Source organism: Streptomyces sp. YPW6, from assembly GCF_018866325.1.
Lineage (GTDB): Bacteria > Actinomycetota > Actinomycetes > Streptomycetales > Streptomycetaceae > Streptomyces.
Genome location: NZ_CP076457.1, coordinates 776,461 through 793,341, shown reverse-complemented (window position 1 = coordinate 793,341; position 16,881 = coordinate 776,461). Strand labels below are relative to the sequence as shown.

Below are 16,881 nucleotides of genomic sequence, written 5' to 3'. Positions count from 1 at the left end.
GCCTGCGGGCCTCCTTCTCCCCGTCCCCCCACCTCCCCCGGAGCCACGCGTTGTCCTCGGTGCCGTCGCTGCTCAGCCGTACGTCCGCCCGGTTCAGGGGCCGCCGCGCGGCCCGGCCCGGCCGCGACCGGTGGAACACCTGGGACCCGCCGAAGGCAGAGGTGCTCGGGGTGGCCCGGACCCTCACGTCCGCCACCCGGGTGGTGGACGTGATGCACCTGCTGCGGTCCGAGGACGGCATCGAGAAGTACTACACGGTCAATCCGGGATCGGCGTTCGCCGATGGACTGGACGCCTACCTGTCCGGTCTCGGTGTCCATGTGCTGAGCTGGGAGGAGGCGATCCGGCGTCCCTTCGATCTGGCCGTGAGCTGCTCGGTGCATCCGACGATGCGCCGGCTCGACGCCCCGCTGATGGTGCTGCCGCACGGGGCCGGGTACAACCGCCTGGTCACCGAGTCGACGGGCGACGCCCTCGCCCCCGCCGGGCTGTCGCGGCGGGAGCTGATGTGGCGGGGAAAGGTCGTCCCGAAGGCGATCGGTGTCTCCCACCGGGAGCAGATCGACCGACTGGCCGAGATCTGCCCCGAGGCGGTGCCGTACGCCCTGGCCGTCGGCGACTGGTGCTTCCAGCGCATCACCGCGAGCCTGTCCCGGCGGGACCGGTACCGCTCCCGGCTCGGCGCGGTCGACGGGCGGCGGCTGGTCGTCGTCCACTCCACCTGGAGCGAGCACTCGCTGCTCGGGCGCCATCCGGACCTGCCGCTGCGGCTGGTCACCGCGCTGCCCGCCGACGAGTTCGCGGTCGCGGCCGTCTTCCACCCCAACGTGTGGGCCCGGCACACCCCTGCCGGCGTCCTGGAGCGGCTCGGGGCCGCGATGGACGCCGGCCTCATGATCATCCCGCCGCAGGAGGGGTGGCGGGCCGCGGTGGTCGCCAGTGACTGGGTGGTCGGCGACCACGGCAGTACGTCGTTCTACTCGGCCGCCGCGGACCGCGTCACGCTGCTCGCGGCCACCGGTCTCGACGAGCTGGACCCGCTCTCTCCCGCCGCCGCGTTCGCCCGGGGCGCGCCGCGTCTGGACGCCGAGGGGGATCTCCTCGCGCAACTGCTGGACGTGGCGGCCCGGCACGACCCGGCGGCGCTGCGGCCCGTGGTCGACGGGCAGCTCGCGTCCGTCGACACCTCCGGTGAGGTGACGCGGGCCCGCATGTACGCGTTCCTCGCCGAGCGCGGGGTCCGGGTGCCCGAGGACGCGCCGCGGCCCCTTCCCGTACCGCTGCCCGAACCGGTGCGGCGGGCGCGGGCCACGGCGTACGACGTGACGGGGAGCCATGTGCGGGGCACCGTACGGATCCGGCGCAGGCCGCTCGTCGCGGGGCATCACACCGAGGCCCGCGGCTTCTACGCCGTCACCACCGAGGAGAACCACCCCCACTGGCCCGACGCCGCGGAAGTGCTGGCCCGTACCGTCACGGACGCGGAGGTGGCCGCGCTCGACTGGATCGCCCACGCGGCTCAGCGCCACGAGAACCTCAACGTCCTGGTCGCCCGGCTGGACGCGTCCCGCTGCCTCGTCCGGGTGCGCGGCGGGCGGCAGTGGGAGGCGCGCACCGAACGCGCCTGGGGGTCCGGGCGGCCCGCACTCGACCCGGTGCTCCTGGGGTCGGCCGTCAACCTGTGGCTGACCGATCCGGAGCGGTCGAAGGACCTGACCGGCGGCCTGACCCTCCGAACGGGGGAGTGGAGCGTCCAGGTGGCCTTCACCCCGCCGCCGACCTTGTGATCAAAGGTGCGCAGATGTCGTAGGAGAAACGCCGGAAGGCGATCCCGCGTCCTCCGGTCTTCGGGCGGAAATGAGCGCGAACAGGGCCCAAGGGTTCACTGAACGTCCTTATAGTGGTGCCGCGTTGATCGTATGGTCGCAACGCGTGAAGTCGCCGCCACTGGAGTCCGTACGATGACGAACCCGTCCTCCGCCACGCCCGCGTCCCCGACCGGCACCGGCGGCTGTCCCCGCGGCGCCGCTGAAGGCGCCGTCGCGCTCGGTGGCCCCGGCTTCGACACGGAACCCCAGGAGCTCTACCGCGCCATGCGGCGCGAGCACGGTCCCGTCGTCCCGGTCGAGCTGCCCGGCGGCTTTCCCGCCTGGCTGGTGATCGGCTACCGGGAACTCCACCAGGTCACCAGCGACGGGGAGTTGTACCCCCGTGACGTCTCCCTGTGGAACCAGTGGGGCAGCATCCCCGCCGACTGGCCGCTGCTGCCCATGGTGGGGACCCCGATGCCGTCCATCTACTTCACCGCCGGGGCCGAGCACCGCCGGCACGTCGACATGGTCGTCCCCGCCCTCGAAGGGGCGGACCCCTTCGAGATCCGGCAGCACTGCGAGCAGTTGGCCGACCGGCTCATCGACGCCGTGTGCACCCGGGGAACCGCCGACCTGGTCTCCGAGTACGCCGAACCGCTGCCCGTCCTCGTGCTCGCCCGGCTCGTCGGCTTCCCCGACGACGAGGGGGCCGACATCGCGCGGGTGCTCAAGGACCTCGCCGACGGCGGGCCCGACGCGCAGAAGGCGCATCTGCGTTTCGGCGAGCACATGCAGCGCCTCGTCGCCGACAAGCGGGCCCGCCCCGGCGACGACGTGACCTCGCGGATGCTGGCCCATCCGGGACCGTTCACCGACGAGGAGTACGCCCTCGACCTGATGGCCGTCACGGCCGCAGGGCACCTCACCACCGCCGACTGGATCAGCAACTCCACCCGGCTGATGCTCACCGAGGACCAGTTCGCCGACGCGCTCTCCGGCGGCCGGCACAGCGTCGCCGAGGCCATGAACGAGGTGCTCTGGGAGGACGGCCCCACGCAGATCCTGGCCGGCCGCTGGGCCGCGCGCGACACCCGGCTCGGCGGCCGGAGCATCGCCCGCGGCGACATGCTGCTGCTCGGCCTCGGCGCCGCCAACGCCGACCCGCACATCCGGCAGCAGGTCAGCGCCTCCGCCGTCCGCTCCGGGCAGGGCGGCAACAGTGCCCACCTGGCGTTCAGCCACGGCGAGTACCGCTGCCCCTTCCCCGCCCAGGAGATCGCCGAGATCATCGCCCGTACCGGGATCGAAGTGCTGCTGGACCGGCTGCCCGATCTCGAACTGGCCGTCCCCGCAACCGAGCTGGTCCGCAGGCCGTCCGCCTTCCTGCGCGGCACGACCGCGCTGCCCGTCCGCTTCACGCCCGTACGAACGACAGGAGACGCGTAGTGAACTGCCCGCACGCCGAAACCGACCGAGCCGGCCGGGACGCCGAGGTCATCACCATCGACCCCATGGTCCAGGACCTGGACGGCGAGACCCTGCGACTGCGCGACGCCGGGGTCCTCGCCCGGATCGACCTGCTCGGCGTCCCGGCCTGGGCGGTCACCCGGCACGCCGAGGCGCGCCAACTGCTCGTCGACCCGCGCCTGGTGAAGGACATCGACGCCTGGGGTGCGTGGCGGAGCGGAGCGGTGACACGTGCCTGGCCGCTGATCGGCATGATCGACGCCGGGCGTTCCATGTTCACCGTCGACGGTGCCGAACACCGGCGGCTGCGCACCAAGACGTCGCAGGCGCTGACTCCCCGGCGCCTGGAGGCGATCCGCCCGGACATCGAGAAGTTCACCGAAGAGCTGCTGGACGACCTCGACGCCGCCCAGGGCGAGGACGGGGTCGTCGACCTGAAGGCGGTCTTCGCCCAGCCGCTGCCGATGAAGGTCGTCGGCATGCTGATGGGCGTCGACGCGTCCCAGCACGCCATGCTCACCCGGCAGTACAAGGCGTTCTTCTCGATGCTCACCCCGCAGGACGAACGCCTCGCCCTGCTGGCGGAGCTGGACGTCTTCTACGCCAGCCTCGTACGGGAGAAGACCGCCCGGCCCACGGACGACCTCACCAGTGCGCTGATCCTGGCCGAGGAGGGCGGCGAACCGCTCACCGAGGAGGAGGTGGTGGGCAACCTCAAGGCCATGGTCGCCGCCGGGCACGAGACCACCATCGGACTCGTCCTCAACGCCGTGCGCGCCCTCCTCTCCCACCCGGGCCAGCTGCGCAAGGTGCTCGACGGGGAGATCGGCTGGGACGCCGTGATCGAGGAGACGCTGCGCTGGGACACCCCCACCACCCATCTGCTGATGCGGTTCGCCACCGAGGACATAGCCGTCGGCGACGGGGTGATCCGCACGGGGGAAGGCGTCGTCATCTCCTACCGGGCCATCGGCCGGGACACCGAGCAGCACGGCCCCGACGCCGACACCTTCGACATCACCCGGCCCACCCGTAACCGCCACATGACCTTCGGTCACGGCCCGCACATCTGCCCCGGCGCCGCTCTGTCGCGCGTCGAGGCGGGCATCGCGCTGCCCGCGCTGTTCGCCCGCTTCCCCGAACTCCGTCTCGCCGTCCCGGACGAGGAGATCACCAGGCTTCCCGTGATGACGCAGAACGACATGGCGGCCTTCCCCGTCCTCCTGGGCTGAGGGCGCGCCTGCCTCGTGCTCCTGGGCTGAGCGCGCCTGCCTCGTGCAGCCGGGCTGAGCGCGCCTGCCTCGTGCATCCGGGCTGAGGGTGTGCCCGCCTCGTCCATCCGGGCTGTCGGCGCGCCTGCCCAGTCCTTGTGGGCGAGCGCGTGCCTGTCTCGTGCTCCGCGCGGCCTCTCTCCCGTTCTCCCGTCCCCTGCGGCCCCGCCATCACCCGCCTGACCAGCACCGCAGCGCCCTGGGCGAAGCTCGGGAAACTCCCCGTAGAGAGTGCCGCGCGTGAGTCACATCACTCTGCGTGAAATTCTCGGCATACATTCCGCGCCACGGGGGAGGGGTCCAGGCTGCTGGTGCGCCGGACGTCGGCCCGCCATGCGCATGCCCTGGCCGAAACCGGAGGGGGCATTTCAGGCACGGAAGGCTAAACACGACATGCTGGAGCTCAGCACCATCCACATCGACGGCACCTGGCGGGCTGCCGTATCGGGCGAAACCCGCACGGTCCTCGACCCCGCCGACGCCACCGCCCTGGCCGTCGTGGCGGAGGGCGGCGTGGCGGACACCGACGCGGCGATCGCCGCCGCGCGGCGCGCCTTCGACGACGGCCCCTGGCCGCACCGGCCCGTCGCCGAGCGGGCCGGGCTGCTGCGCCGGGTCGCCGAGCTCCTCCAGCGGGACCGCGAGGAGATCGCGATCACCGAGAGCCGCGACACCGGCAAGACCCTGGAGGAGGGCCGGGTCGACGTCGACGACGTCACGAACGCCTTCCGCTACTTCGCCGACCTCGTGATGAACGAGAGCGGCGGCCGGGTCGTCGACGCCGGCGACCCCGAGGTCCACAGCATCGTCGTCCACGAGCCCGTCGGCGTCTGCGCCCTCATCGCGCCCTGGAACTACCCCCTCCTCCAGGCCAGCTGGAAGATCGCCCCGGCCCTCGCCGCGGGCAACACCTTCGTGCTCAAGCCCAGCGAGGTCACCCCGCTCTCCACCGTCCACCTGATCAAGCTGCTCGCCGAGGCCGGACTCCCCGACGGCGTCGCCAACCTCGTCACCGGCGCGGGCGACCCGGTGGGCGCCCGGCTCTCCGAGCACCCGGACGTCGACCTGGTCTCCTTCACCGGCGGTCTCGCCAGCGGTACGAAGGTGGCCCAGGCCGCCGCGCCCACCGTGAAGAAGGTGGCCCTCGAACTCGGCGGCAAGAACCCCAACGTGGTCTTCGCCGACGCCTGCGCCACCGACGAGGACTTCGACACCGCTGTCGACCAGGCCCTGAACGCCGCGTTCTTCCACAGCGGCCAGGTCTGCTCCGCCGGCGCCCGCCTGATCATCCAGGACACGGTCAGCGAGCGCTTCGTCACCGAACTGGCCCGCCGCGCCGACGCCGTCCGCCTCGGCCGCGGCACGCTCGACGGCGTCGAGTGCGGCCCCCTCGTCTCCGCGCAGCAGCTCGCCAAGGTCGAGGCCTACGTCGCCTCCGCCCGCGAGGAGGGCGCGGTCGTCCGGGCCGGCGGGGAGCGCCCGAAGCCCAGCGACGTACTCCCCGAGGGCGGCTACTTCTACCGGCCGACCGTCCTCGACGGCTGCCACCGCGAGATGAAGGTGGTCCGCGAGGAGACCTTCGGCCCGATCCTCACCGTCGAGACCTTCCGCACCGAGGAAGAGGCCGTCACGCTGGCCAACGACACCGACTACGGGCTCGCGGGCGCCGTGTGGACGACCGACGCCGGCCGCGCCCGCCGGGTCGCCGGACGGCTGCGCCACGGCACCGTCTGGATCAACGACTACCACCCCTACCTCCCCCAGGCGGAGTGGGGCGGCTTCGGGAAGTCCGGCACGGGACGCGAGCTGGGCCCGACGGGACTCGCCGAGTACCGCGAGTCCAAGCACATCTACCAGAACCTCAACCCGCGCCCCCAGCGCTGGTTCGCCGGCTGACGCCTGCGGGGGCCCCGGGCCGGAGTGACCCCGGGGCCCCGCCCGGCTGTTCGCAGCACCACGCACACGCACGAACCTTGCAGAAGGAGCAGTGACCGATGCCTTCCACCCCCCGCAGCACCGCAGTCCCCGATCCCGAGGGCGCCGTGGCCGACTACGTGATCGTCGGCGGCGGCACCGCCGGGTCGGTCATCGCCTCCCGGCTCACCGAGGACCCCGACGTCACCGTCACCGTGATCGAGGGCGGTCCCACCGACATCGACCGAGACGACGTGCTGACCCTGCGCCGCTGGCTCGGCCTGCTCGGCGGTGACCTGGACTACGACTACCCGACCACCGAGCAGCCGCGCGGCAACAGCCACATCCGGCACAGCCGCGCCCGGGTGCTGGGCGGATGCTCCTCGCACAACACGCTGATCAGCTTCAAGCCGCTGCCCGGCGACTGGGACGAGTGGGCCGAGGCGGGCGCCGACGGCTGGGACGCCGCCGCGATGGACCCGTACTTCGCCAAGCTCCGCAACAACATCGTCCCGGTCGACGAGAAGGACCGCAACGCCATCGCCCGCGACTTCGTCGACGCGGCCCAGGAGGCGGCCGGGGTCCCGCGCGTGGAGGGCTTCAACCGCAAGCCGTTCCACGAGGGCGTCGGCTTCTTCGACCTCGCCTACCACCCCGAGAACAACAAGCGCTCGTCCGCCTCGGTGGCCTACCTCCACCCGCACATCGAGGCCGGTGACCGCCCCAACCTCCGGATCCTGCTGGAGACCTGGGCCTACCGCCTGGAGTTCGACGGCACCCGCGCCACCGGCGTCCACGTCCGTAGGAAGGACGGCGAGGAGGTGCTGCTGCGCGCGGCCCGCGAAGTCATCGTCTGCGCGGGCGCGGTGGACACCCCCCGGCTGCTGATGCACTCCGGGATCGGCCCGCGCGAGGACCTGTCGGCGCTGGGCATCGAGGTCCGCCACGACCTTCCGGGCGTCGGCGAGAACCTGCTCGACCACCCGGAGTCCGTCATCGTCTGGGAGACCGACGGGCCCATCCCGGAGAACTCCGCGATGGACTCCGACGCGGGACTCTTCGTCCGCCGCGACCCCGGATCCCGGGGCCCGGACCTGATGTTCCACTTCTACCAGATCCCCTTCACCGACAATCCGGAGCGGCTCGGCTACGAGAAGCCCGAGCACGGCGTGTCGATGACCCCGAACATCCCCAAGCCGCGCAGCCGGGGCCGCCTCTACCTCACGAGCGCCGACCCCGAGGTCAAGCCGGCCCTGGACTTCCGCTACTTCACCGACGAGGACGACTACGACGGCCGCACCCTGGTCGACGGCATCAAGCTCGCCCGCGAGATCGCACGCACCGAGCCGCTGGCCCACTGGCTCAAGCGCGAGGTGTGCCCCGGCCCCGAGGTCACCTCGGACGAGGACATCAGCGAGTACGCCCGCAAGGTCGCCCACACCGTCTACCACCCGGCGGGCACCTGCAGGATGGGCGCCACCGACGACCACGAGGCCGTCGTGGACCCGCAGCTGCGCATCCGTGGCCTTCAGGGCATCCGGATCGCCGACGCGTCCGTCTTCCCGACCATGCCCGCCGTCAACCCGATGATCGGCGTCCTGATGGTCGGCGAGAAGTGCGCCGAACTCCTCGCCGGCCAGGCGCACGCGACCGCGCCGGCCGACGGAACCAGCACCAGCACCGGAGGCGATGCCCGATGACCGGAACCGAGACCCTCAAGACCACCGAGCCCGCCGGCGAGGCGGGAGCCACCGGAGGCGACGAGAACCCCGTGTTCTCCGTACGCAACCTCTGGAAGGTCTTCGGACCCAAGTCCGACCGGATTCCCGGCAGCGAGTACGGGGCACTCCCGCCCGCCGAACTGCGCGAGGCCACCGGCTGCACCGCCGCCGTCCGCGACGTCTCGTTCGACGTCCGCAAGGGCGAGGTCTTCGTCGTCATGGGCCTGTCGGGCTCCGGCAAGTCGACCCTCGTACGCTGTCTGACCCGGCTCATCGAGCCCACCAGCGGCACCCTCGCCATCGACGGCGAGGACGTCCTCGCGATGGACCGCTCCCGGCTGCGCGAACTGCGCCGCCACCGGGCCGCGATGGTCTTCCAGCACTTCGGACTGCTGCCGCACCGCACGGTGCTGGACAACGTCGCCTACGGCCTGGAGATCCAGGGCCTCGGCAAGCCCGAACGCCGCGCCAGGGCCGCCGAACTGGTCGCCAAGGTCGGTCTCGACGGCCTGGAGGACCGCCGCCCCTCGCAGCTCTCCGGCGGCCAGCAGCAGCGTGTCGGCCTCGCCCGCGCGCTCGCCGTCGATCCCTCCGTCCTCCTCTTCGACGAGCCGTTCAGCGCGCTGGACCCGCTGATCCGCCGCGAGATGCAGGACGAGGTGGTCCGCCTGCACCGCGAGGAGGGCCGCACCATGGTCTTCATCACCCACGACCTCAGCGAGGCCCTCCGCCTGGGCACCCGGATCGCGCTCATGCGCGACGGCGGCATCGTCCAGCTCGGCACCCCCGAGGAGATCGTGGGCTCGCCCGCCGACGACTACGTCCGCGAGTTCGTCCGCGACGTGCCGCGCGAGCAGGTCCTCACCGTCGCCACCGCCATGCGGCCCGCGCTCGCCGGGGAGAGCGAGCGCGGCCCGGCCGTGCGCACCGACGCCACCGTCTCCGAGGCCATCGAAGCGGTCTCCCGCTCCGGCGACCCCGCCGCCCGCGTGATGGACGGCGGCCGCCTCGTCGGCGTCGTCGACCACGCCTGCCTGCTGGACGTCGTGGCCGGAACGGACGGCGCCGGCGACGCCGCCACGCCGGCGTCGACCGCCCCCGCGTCCGGGGCTCCCGACGCGCCGGACGGCACCCGGGAGGTGACCGCCTGATGGCCACCGCACAGGCCACCCCGGCCCGCCCCGCCGCCCCGGGTACGCGCCGCGGGCCGCTGGCCGTCCTCCGCGACCGTCCCGCCGCCGCGAAGCTTCTGCTGCTCGCGCTCGTCGCCGTCGTCGTCGTGCCGCTCGTGCACGGCCGCTGGGGCGGCGGGGTCTGGCCCGAGGCGCTGACCGCCGACCTCTCGGCCCCGCTCGGCGAGGTCACGGACTGGATCGTCTCCAACCGCGACAGCCACCCGCTGTTCCTCTACTTCTTCGGCCACATCAGCAACGCCGTCGTGCTCTCCGTACGCGGCGTCTACCTGCTCCTCCTGGCCCTCGGCTGGGCCGGCGTCACCGTGTTCGCCGCCGCCGTCGCCTGGCGCGTCGCCGGAGTGCGCCTGGCCCTCACCGCGGGCGTGTCGTTCCTGCTCTGCGGGCTGCTCGGCATGTGGGTCCCCACCATGCAGACGCTCGCGCTGATGGTCGTCGCCGTTCTCGCCTCCGTCGTCCTGGGGCTGCTCCTCGGTCTCGCCGCCGGGCTCTCGGACCGGGTGTTCCGCATCCTGCGACCGGTCCTGGACACCATGCAGGTGCTGCCCGCCTTCGCCTATCTGCTGCCCGTGGTGCTGGTGTTCGGCATCGGCGTGCCCGGCGCCGTCCTCGCCACCGTCGTGTACGCGGCCCCGCCGATGGCCCGGCTCACCGCGCTCGGTCTGCGCGGCGCGGACGGCGGCGTCATGGAGGCCGTCACCTCGCTCGGCGCGACCGGACGCCAGCGGCTGCTGAGCGCCCGGCTCCCGCTGGCCCGCAAGGAACTCCTCCTCGGCCTCAACCAGACCATCATGATGGCGCTCTCCATGGCCGTCATCGCCTCCGTGATCGGTGCCGGGGGCCTCGGCGACCGGGTCTACCAGGCGCTGTCCTCCGTGGACGTCGGCGCCGCCCTCGCCGCGGGCATCCCGATCGTGCTGCTGGCCGTCGTGCTGGACCGCACGACGGAGGCGGCGGGACACCGCATCGGCGCCGAGCCCACCGGCCCGGCCCTGCTGCGCGGCTGGCGCGGCTGGTCCCTGGCCGCCGCGCTCACCGCGGTCGTCGCCGTCGTCGGGCGGCTCGCCGACGGGCGGGTCTGGCCCGAGAACGTCACCGTGGCCATCGCCGGACCGGTCAACACCGCCAAGGACTGGATGGTCGACCACCTCTACACGGGGGTGCCCGTCGTCGGCGGCACCGCCGACCTCGCCTCCCACTTCACCAGCGGTGTCCTCAACCCCCTGCGCAGCGGCCTCACCGGACTGCCCTGGTGGTCGGTGCTGCTGATCGTCGCCGCCCTCGCCTGGACCATCGGCACCTGGCGGACCGCCGCCACCGCCGTCCTCGCCATGGCCGCGATCGGCGTGCTCGGCGTGTGGAAGCCCTCCATGGACACCCTCAGCCAGGTGCTCGCCGCCGTCGCCGTCACCCTGGTCATCGGCTTCGGCGTCGCCGTCGGGACGGCCCGCAGCGAACGCCTGGAGAAGCTGCTGCGACCGGTCCTGGACGTCTTCCAGACCATGCCGCAGTTCGTCTACCTGATCCCCGTCGTCGCACTGTTCGGCGTCGGCCGCGCGCCCGCCGCCGCGGCCGCGGTCGTCTACGCGCTGCCCGCCGTCATCCGCATCACCACCCAGGGGCTGCGGGGCGTCGACCCGGCGGCGATGGAGGGCGCCCGCTCCCTCGGCGCGACCCCGGGCCAGCAACTGCGCCAGGTGCAGATCCCGCTGGCCAGGCCCTCCCTGCTGCTCGCCGTCAACCAGGCGGTCGTGCTGGTCCTCGCCGTCGTCATCATCGGCGGACTCGTCGGCTCCGGCGCCCTCGGCTACGAGGTCGTCCTCGGCCTCGCCCAGGGCGACCTGGCCACCGGTCTCGTCGCCGGAGCGGCGATCGTCTGCCTCGGCCTGATGCTCGACCGGGTCACCCAGCCCACCACCCGCCGCCAGCGACAGGAGAGCTGAGATGAACCGCTCCCGTACGCGCCTGATCACGGCGCTGTCGTCGGCCGCAGCTCTGCTCGCCACGGCGGGCTGCGGCGCCGCCGACATGACCAAGCAGGCCTCCCCGTTCGCCGCCCCCGCCGGGGTCAAGACGGTGACGCTCTCCGTCCAGTCCTGGGTCGGCGCCCAGGCGAACGTCGCCGTCGCCGAGCAGCTCCTCAAGGAGGAGCTCGGCTACCGCGTCGACCTCGTCCAGACCGACGAGGTCCCCGCCTGGGACGCCCTCAGCCAGGGCCGCGTCGACGCGATCCTGGAGGACTGGGGCCACCCGGACCAGGAGAAGCTGTACGTCGACGAGAAGAAGACCATCGTCCCCGGCGGCGACCTCGGCGTCACCGGCCACATCGGCTGGTACGTCCCGAAGTACTGGGCCGACGAGAACCCCGACGTCACCGACTGGAAGAACCTCAACAAGTACGCGGACCGGCTGAGGACCGCCGAGAGCGGCGGCAAGGGCCAGCTGATGGACGGCTCGCCGTCCTACGTCACCAACGACGTGGCCCTGGTGAAGAACCTGGATCTCGACTACAAGGTGGTCTTCGCCGGCTCCGAGGCGGCCCAGATCACCCAGATCCAGCAGTTCGCCAAGGCGAAGAAGCCCTTCCTCAGCTACTGGTACCAGCCGCAGTGGCTGTTCAACGAGGTGCCGATGGTGGAGGTGGAGCTGCCCGAGTACACGGACGAGTGCGCGGCCAAGGACCCTGCGGACATCGACTGCGCCTACCCGACGACTCCGTTGCAGAAGTTCCTCAACGCCGACTTCGCCGACCGCGGCGGGGACGCGTCCGCGTTCCTGAAGAAGTTCCACTGGTCGGAGGAGGACCAGAACGAGGTGTCCGAGATGATCGCCTCGCAGAAGCTCACTCCCCAGGAGGCGGCGAAGCGCTGGATCGAGCGCCACCCGGACGTCTGGAAGAAGTGGCTGCCCGCGGACTGACACGCTCCGGCGCCCGGCTCCCTGCTACCCAGGAGCCGGGCGCCGACTGCGGTCCGCCGGGCGCCGGTATCCCCCGAGGCGCCGGTGCTCCCCTCCGAGGCGCCGTGCTCCTCCCGGGGTCCGGTCCGCCCTCCCGCTACCGCGCCCGGACCGTCGCGGTGACGTCCCGGTCCGGCTGGAGCGTCAGTCCCGTCACGGGCGTGATCTCGCCCGGGTCCACGTCCAGGGTGAAGCGGCGGGCCAGTACCGCCAGCAGGAGGACGGCCTCCACCATCGCGAAGCGCGTACCGATGCAGACCCGGGGCCCGCCGCCGAACGGGAACCACGCGTACTCCGCGATCTCGTCACCGCTCGCGGAATCCCAGCGCTCCGGCCGGAACTCCTCCGGCTCCGGGAACCACCGCGCGTCGCGCTGGGTGGACCACTGGCTGCTCCACACCCGGGTGCCCTCCTCGATGGGCAGGCCCCCGATCACCGCCCCCTCCTTGGCGATCCCGGTGATCAGCCAGACCGCCGGGTACAGCCGCAGCGTCTCCTTCACCACGGCCTGGGTGTACGTCAGCCGGGCGTAGTCCTCGAAGCCGGGCTCCCGGTCGCCGAGCACCCGGTCCAGCTCCTCGGCGAGCGCGTCGCGCACCCGGGGGCTGCGGCCGAGCAGATACCACGCCCACACCAGCGTCGTGCTCGTCGTCTCGTGACCGCCGATGTAGAGCGTGACCGTCTCGTCGCGGATCTCGTCGTCGGTGAGGCGCGTCCCGCTCTCGTCGACGGCGGTCAGCAACCGGCTGAGCAGGTCGGGGCGTTCCTCCTCACCGTCCCGGTGCCGGGCGACCACCCGGCCCACCTCGGCGTCGATGACGGCGGCGGCCTTCTTGATGCGCGTCCGGCCCGGGGTCGGCACCCAGTCGGGGAGCAGCGCGCCGATCCCGGCGAACTCCTTGCCGATCTCCATCTGGGCGATGTCCATCGCCCGCCCCATCGCCTCGGAGTCCGCCGGGGTGTCCACCCCGAAGATCGTGCGCACGGCGATCTTCTGCGTGAGCGCGGACATCTCCTGCTTGACGTCGATCCGTTGGCCGTCCGACCAGCGGTCCGCCAGCTCCACCGCCGAGTCCGCCATGGTGGCCGCGTAGGACCTGACCTGCTTGGGCCGCACCGAGGGCTGCACCAGCGAGCGTTTGCGCCGCCAGTCGCGGCCCCGCGCCACGAGCATCCCGTTGCCCAGCACCGTACGGAAGGCGATGCCGAGATTCGGCTGGTCGAAGGTGTGCTCCGTCTCGGTCAGCAACTCGCCGATGCAGTCGGGGTCGGAGAGGAAGACGCACCGGTTGCGGCCGAACCGCCAGCGCACCATGTCCCCGTGTCCGCGGAGCAGTTCGAAGAAGGCCAGCGGGTTCTTGCCGAACTGCGGCAGGTTCCCCACCAGCGGCAGCCCCTTGGGTCCCGGCGCGAACGCGTGGCCGCTCGGCTGGGTGTCGAGCGCCGGGCCGGTCTGCGTGGACATCGAGGAACTCCGCTCCCTGGGGCGCGCCACTGCCGGCGCGCGACCGTTCGAGCCCATCGAACACGATGGCGGCGGCGCTCCGCCAGGGCGTCCGCCGGGCGTGGCCGAAATCCGTCAGAAGCGGTGTGGGACGGGTGAGTTGTCGGGATCAGCCGCAGCCGTCCACGGATGCGGACAGGGATCGCGGGAGGAGTTTCGTCCCCGTGCGGACATCCGGCGGGAAGGCCGACGCGGTGCGGCGGTGAGGCGGTGAGGCGAGGCGCTCCGTGCGCGTACCGCTGTCACCGGGCGGGCCAGGGGACCGGCACGGACCGGATCACCGAGCCCGGCCGGAGTCACCCCCGGGCACCGCCGCTCCCGCTCCGGGCCCGTCGCCGGGCCGGGGCACCACGACGACCTGGACCTCGTCCTCGTACACGACCCGGCCGGGATCCACCGAATCCAGCCGTTCGCACGCCACCCCGTGCGCGGCCAGCAGCGCGAGATAGCCCGGGATCCGGTCCAGCAGATGCGTCGCCGTCTCCTTGAACCAGGCCACGGCCCCGGGGTTGACCTCGGGGTCGTACACCGTCGGATCGACCCGCGAGGGGTCGGGGTAGGCGGCGTCGTACCAGTCGTTCCCCGACCGCCAGAAGCGGTGCTGCTCCTCGCTGAGCCGCCCCTCCCGCGCCAGCCGGTTGGCCAGGGCGAAGATGCCCGGGAAGTGGCCCCGGGGGTCGCGCTCGGTGCTCTGGAACCGTACGTACGTCGTCGTCCCGCTCATCCTGTTCCCCTCCGCTGCGGCGACCCGGCCGAGCGTACCCCGCCGCTGCGGCGCCCCCGGCCGGGCGTTCCCCGGACTCGATGATCCCGCCCCCGCCGGGGAGCCGGGACCGTCGAGGCCGGGGAGAGCCGCCGTGCGGGCGCGGCCCGGCGCCTGTCAGACGCCGGGCGGTACGTGGGCCGGGCGGCCCCGGCCCCGCGTCAGCGAGTAGCCGAACACGGCCGCCAGCGCGGCGAGTACGCCACCGCCCACGGTCCACAGCCAGCGGTCGGTCCACCAGCCCGAGGCCCAGCCGTCCTCCGGCTCACCGGTGGCGACGGTCCGCGGCGCCTCCGCAGCGCCCCCGTCACCTCCGTCTCCCGCCTCGCCCGACTCGCCAGCCGAGGCGACGGAGACGCCCGGCACGAGCGGTTCGGCGAGAGTGCCGTCCCGGTCGTGGGCCCCGCCCAGCTCCTTGAAGCTCGTCCTCACCTCCACCCCGACCGGCAGCCCCAGATCGGCGGCGGGCAGGTCCACCACCGTGAGGCGGATGTAGTAGCTCCCGGGCAGCGGGTCGTTCGCCCACGGCTCGGACCAGGACCGCACGGGGCGCAGGACGCAGGACAGCTCGACGGAGGCGGCGTCGGCCGCGGCCTTGCGGGTCTGGTGCCCGTACATGCAGGCCTGGCGGCGGCGCAGCCCGTCGTACACGTCGACCTGCCACGTGGACGTACCGCGCCGGGCGGCGCTCTCGGGCAGCTTGACGGTTGCCTCGACGGTGGGACGCTGACCGGCGTCGGCCGGGAACACCCAGTACAGGTAGTCGCCGGCCGAGGCCTGGGCGGTGCCGGACTGGCCCTGTTCCAGGGCGGTCGCCGTACGGAACGTGGTGCCGGCCTCCGTGGGCCCGGCCTCGTCCCCGGCGGGGCTCGCGCTCGCCGACGGGTCGTCCGCGAACGCCGGGCCCGCCGTGCCGAGGAGGGCGAGCCCGGCGAGCAGCGCCCCGGTGAGCGCGAGCCGTGCGCCGCGGGGGCGGCGAAGGGTCCTGGTCATCAGTTGGTCCTCCAGACGGCGATACGCCAGCGCGAGATCCAGCCGGTCAGCAGGCCCGCGACCAGTCCGGTCAGGACGAGCACGCCGAGCAGCCACCAGCCGCGGCCGAGCCCGAAGGCCGCCACGTCCGATGCGTTGTCCGGGCCGTCCACCACGTCCACGGTCAGCTCGACCGGCAGGCCGGGGGACCGCTTCACCGAGGCGGGCGCGGAGAAGGAGTGGGCGAGCTGGAGGCAGACGGTCTCGGCGGCGGGCTCGCCGTCGTCGGCCTCCTCCGTCTCGGGCTTCGGATAGCGCAGCCCCGACGAGATCACGTCCGTCCGGCCGGTGCCGGCCTCGGAACCCCGGACGATCTCGCGCCCGTGCACGGTCACCGCACGCAGCAGGATCCCGTAGTCGTCGTCCACGGCACGGTCGGCGGCGACGCTGGCCGAGGCGCGCAGCTCCTGGCCGGGCAGCACGTCGACGCGGTACCAGCGGTGCTGGCCGATCTCCGAGCGGTCGGTGAAGAGGCCCGGCTTCAGTTCGGGCGCGGTGGAACAGCTCTTCGCCCCCTCGGTCGCCACCGGAGTGACGACGGGCTCGGCGGCCCGGTCCACCAACTGCTTGACCCGGCCCGAGAGTTCTTCCTTGTGCTGGACTGCGGTGTACGTCCCGCCGGTGGCCTCGGCGATACAGGTCAGCTGCTGGCGGATCTTGGCGTTGGGCACGAGCCCCAGCGTGTCCACGACCAGGTGGGTGCCCCGGGCTGCGATCTCCCGGGCCACCTCGCACGGGTCGAGCGGCCCGCAGGTGTCCTCGCCGTCCGTGATGAGCACGATCCGCCGCGAGCCGTCCCCGCCCTCCAGATCGTCGGCGGCTCCGAGCAGGGCGGGGCCGATCGGGGTGAACCCGGTGGGCGCGAGGGTGGCGACCGCGGTCTTGGCCTCCGTACGGTCGAGCGGGCCGACCGGATAGAGCTGCTTGGTGTCCTTGCACCCGACCTTCCGGTCCTCACCCGGATAGTCCGCACCGAGCGTCCTGATGCCGAGCTGAACCTGCTCGGGCACCGCGTCCAGCACGTCGTTGAACGCCTGCTTCGCGGCGGCCATCCGGGACTGGCCGTCGATGTCCCGGGTGCGCATGGACCCGCTGACGTCGAGCACCAGCTCGACCTTGGGGGAGGGGGCGGCGGGGGCTTCGTCGGCGGCGGCGGGGATCGCGGTGCCGAGCCCGGCGGCCAGGGTGGCGAGCGTTATGCCCACCCCGGTCGTCAGCCGTTTTCTAGTGATCATCGCCGGATCTTA

General features: G+C 72.8%; 12 protein-coding genes. 8 read left to right on the top strand and 4 right to left on the bottom strand.

Going from position 1 to position 16,881, the window contains the following annotated elements; translation table 11 throughout:
* The first annotated feature begins 50 nt into the window (after nucleotides 1-50).
* The 8 genes from KME66_RS03545 to KME66_RS03510 all read left to right on the top strand — a co-directional run bounded on the left by KME66_RS03545 (nucleotide 51) and on the right by KME66_RS03510 (nucleotide 12,296).
* Nucleotides 51-1,787 carry a hypothetical protein gene (locus tag KME66_RS03545; protein WP_216318807.1) on the top strand — a complete coding sequence of 579 codons (1,737 nt, stop codon included), beginning with the start codon at nucleotides 51-53 and terminating at the stop codon, nucleotides 1,785-1,787.
* A 174-nt stretch (nucleotides 1,788-1,961) separates the two neighbouring features.
* Nucleotides 1,962-3,257, top strand: coding sequence for a cytochrome P450 (locus tag KME66_RS03540; RefSeq protein WP_216318805.1), 1,296 nt, complete (start codon nucleotides 1,962-1,964; stop codon nucleotides 3,255-3,257).
* 65 nt (nucleotides 3,258-3,322) lie between these two features.
* A complete protein-coding gene (locus KME66_RS03535; RefSeq protein ID WP_253208560.1) occupies nucleotides 3,323-4,510 on the top strand; it encodes a cytochrome P450 in 1,188 nt (395 codons plus the stop codon).
* A 432-nt stretch (nucleotides 4,511-4,942) separates the two neighbouring features.
* On the top strand, nucleotides 4,943-6,445 hold the full coding sequence (locus KME66_RS03530; protein WP_073226713.1) for an aldehyde dehydrogenase family protein: 1,503 nt from the start codon (nucleotides 4,943-4,945) through the stop codon (nucleotides 6,443-6,445).
* A 98-nt stretch (nucleotides 6,446-6,543) separates the two neighbouring features.
* A complete protein-coding gene (locus tag KME66_RS03525) occupies nucleotides 6,544-8,163 on the top strand; it encodes a GMC oxidoreductase (RefSeq protein WP_216318799.1) in 1,620 nt (539 codons plus the stop codon).
* On the top strand, nucleotides 8,160-9,335 hold the full coding sequence (locus KME66_RS03520; RefSeq protein ID WP_216318796.1) for a glycine betaine/L-proline ABC transporter ATP-binding protein: 1,176 nt from the start codon (nucleotides 8,160-8,162) through the stop codon (nucleotides 9,333-9,335). Before KME66_RS03525 ends, KME66_RS03520 begins: the two co-directional genes overlap by 4 nt.
* Nucleotides 9,335-11,320: a proline/glycine betaine ABC transporter permease gene (locus KME66_RS03515; protein WP_216318793.1), complete on the top strand. Its 1,986-nt coding sequence runs from the start codon at nucleotides 9,335-9,337 to the stop codon at nucleotides 11,318-11,320. The genes KME66_RS03520 and KME66_RS03515 overlap by 1 nt, the downstream gene beginning before the upstream one ends.
* Nucleotide 11,321: 1 nt before the next feature.
* Nucleotides 11,322-12,296, top strand: coding sequence for an ABC transporter substrate-binding protein (locus KME66_RS03510; RefSeq protein ID WP_073226699.1), 975 nt, complete (start codon nucleotides 11,322-11,324; stop codon nucleotides 12,294-12,296).
* 136 nt (nucleotides 12,297-12,432) lie between these two features.
* On the opposite strand, the gene KME66_RS03505 is transcribed toward KME66_RS03510, so the two are convergent.
* From KME66_RS03505 to KME66_RS03490, 4 genes are all read right to left on the bottom strand, one after another.
* Complete coding sequence (locus KME66_RS03505) at nucleotides 12,433-13,800, bottom strand: cytochrome P450 (protein ID WP_216318791.1); 1,368 nt, start codon at nucleotides 13,798-13,800, stop codon at nucleotides 12,433-12,435.
* Nucleotides 13,801-14,116: 316 nt separating this feature from the next.
* Nucleotides 14,117-14,563 (bottom strand): hypothetical protein, encoded by a 447-nt coding sequence (locus tag KME66_RS03500; protein ID WP_216318788.1) that lies wholly within the window; start codon nucleotides 14,561-14,563, stop codon nucleotides 14,117-14,119.
* 156 nt (nucleotides 14,564-14,719) lie between these two features.
* A complete protein-coding gene (locus tag KME66_RS03495) occupies nucleotides 14,720-15,595 on the bottom strand; it encodes a hypothetical protein (protein WP_216318785.1) in 876 nt (291 codons plus the stop codon).
* On the bottom strand, nucleotides 15,595-16,869 hold the full coding sequence (locus KME66_RS03490) for a VWA domain-containing protein (protein WP_073226689.1): 1,275 nt from the start codon (nucleotides 16,867-16,869) through the stop codon (nucleotides 15,595-15,597). The genes KME66_RS03495 and KME66_RS03490 overlap by 1 nt, the downstream gene beginning before the upstream one ends.
* Between the last annotated feature and the right edge of the window lie 12 nt (nucleotides 16,870-16,881).

Excerpts from the sequence above, each read along its gene's own strand:
- KME66_RS03490 (WP_073226689.1), bottom strand. The coding sequence starts at position 16,869 with ATGATCACTAGAAAACGGCTGACGACCGGGGTGGGCATAACGCTCGCC.
- KME66_RS03530 (WP_073226713.1), top strand. The coding sequence starts at position 4,943 with ATGCTGGAGCTCAGCACCATCCACATCGACGGCACCTGGCGGGCTGCC.
- KME66_RS03535 (WP_253208560.1), top strand. The coding sequence starts at position 3,323 with ATGGTCCAGGACCTGGACGGCGAGACCCTGCGACTGCGCGACGCCGGG.
- KME66_RS03540 (WP_216318805.1), top strand. The coding sequence starts at position 1,962 with ATGACGAACCCGTCCTCCGCCACGCCCGCGTCCCCGACCGGCACCGGC.
- KME66_RS03525 (WP_216318799.1), top strand. The coding sequence starts at position 6,544 with ATGCCTTCCACCCCCCGCAGCACCGCAGTCCCCGATCCCGAGGGCGCC.
- KME66_RS03500 (WP_216318788.1), bottom strand. The coding sequence starts at position 14,563 with ATGAGCGGGACGACGACGTACGTACGGTTCCAGAGCACCGAGCGCGAC.
- KME66_RS03510 (WP_073226699.1), top strand. The coding sequence starts at position 11,322 with ATGAACCGCTCCCGTACGCGCCTGATCACGGCGCTGTCGTCGGCCGCA.
- KME66_RS03495 (WP_216318785.1), bottom strand. The coding sequence starts at position 15,595 with ATGACCAGGACCCTTCGCCGCCCCCGCGGCGCACGGCTCGCGCTCACC.
- KME66_RS03520 (WP_216318796.1), top strand. The coding sequence starts at position 8,160 with ATGACCGGAACCGAGACCCTCAAGACCACCGAGCCCGCCGGCGAGGCG.
- KME66_RS03515 (WP_216318793.1), top strand. The coding sequence starts at position 9,335 with ATGGCCACCGCACAGGCCACCCCGGCCCGCCCCGCCGCCCCGGGTACG.
- KME66_RS03505 (WP_216318791.1), bottom strand. The coding sequence starts at position 13,800 with ATGTCCACGCAGACCGGCCCGGCGCTCGACACCCAGCCGAGCGGCCAC.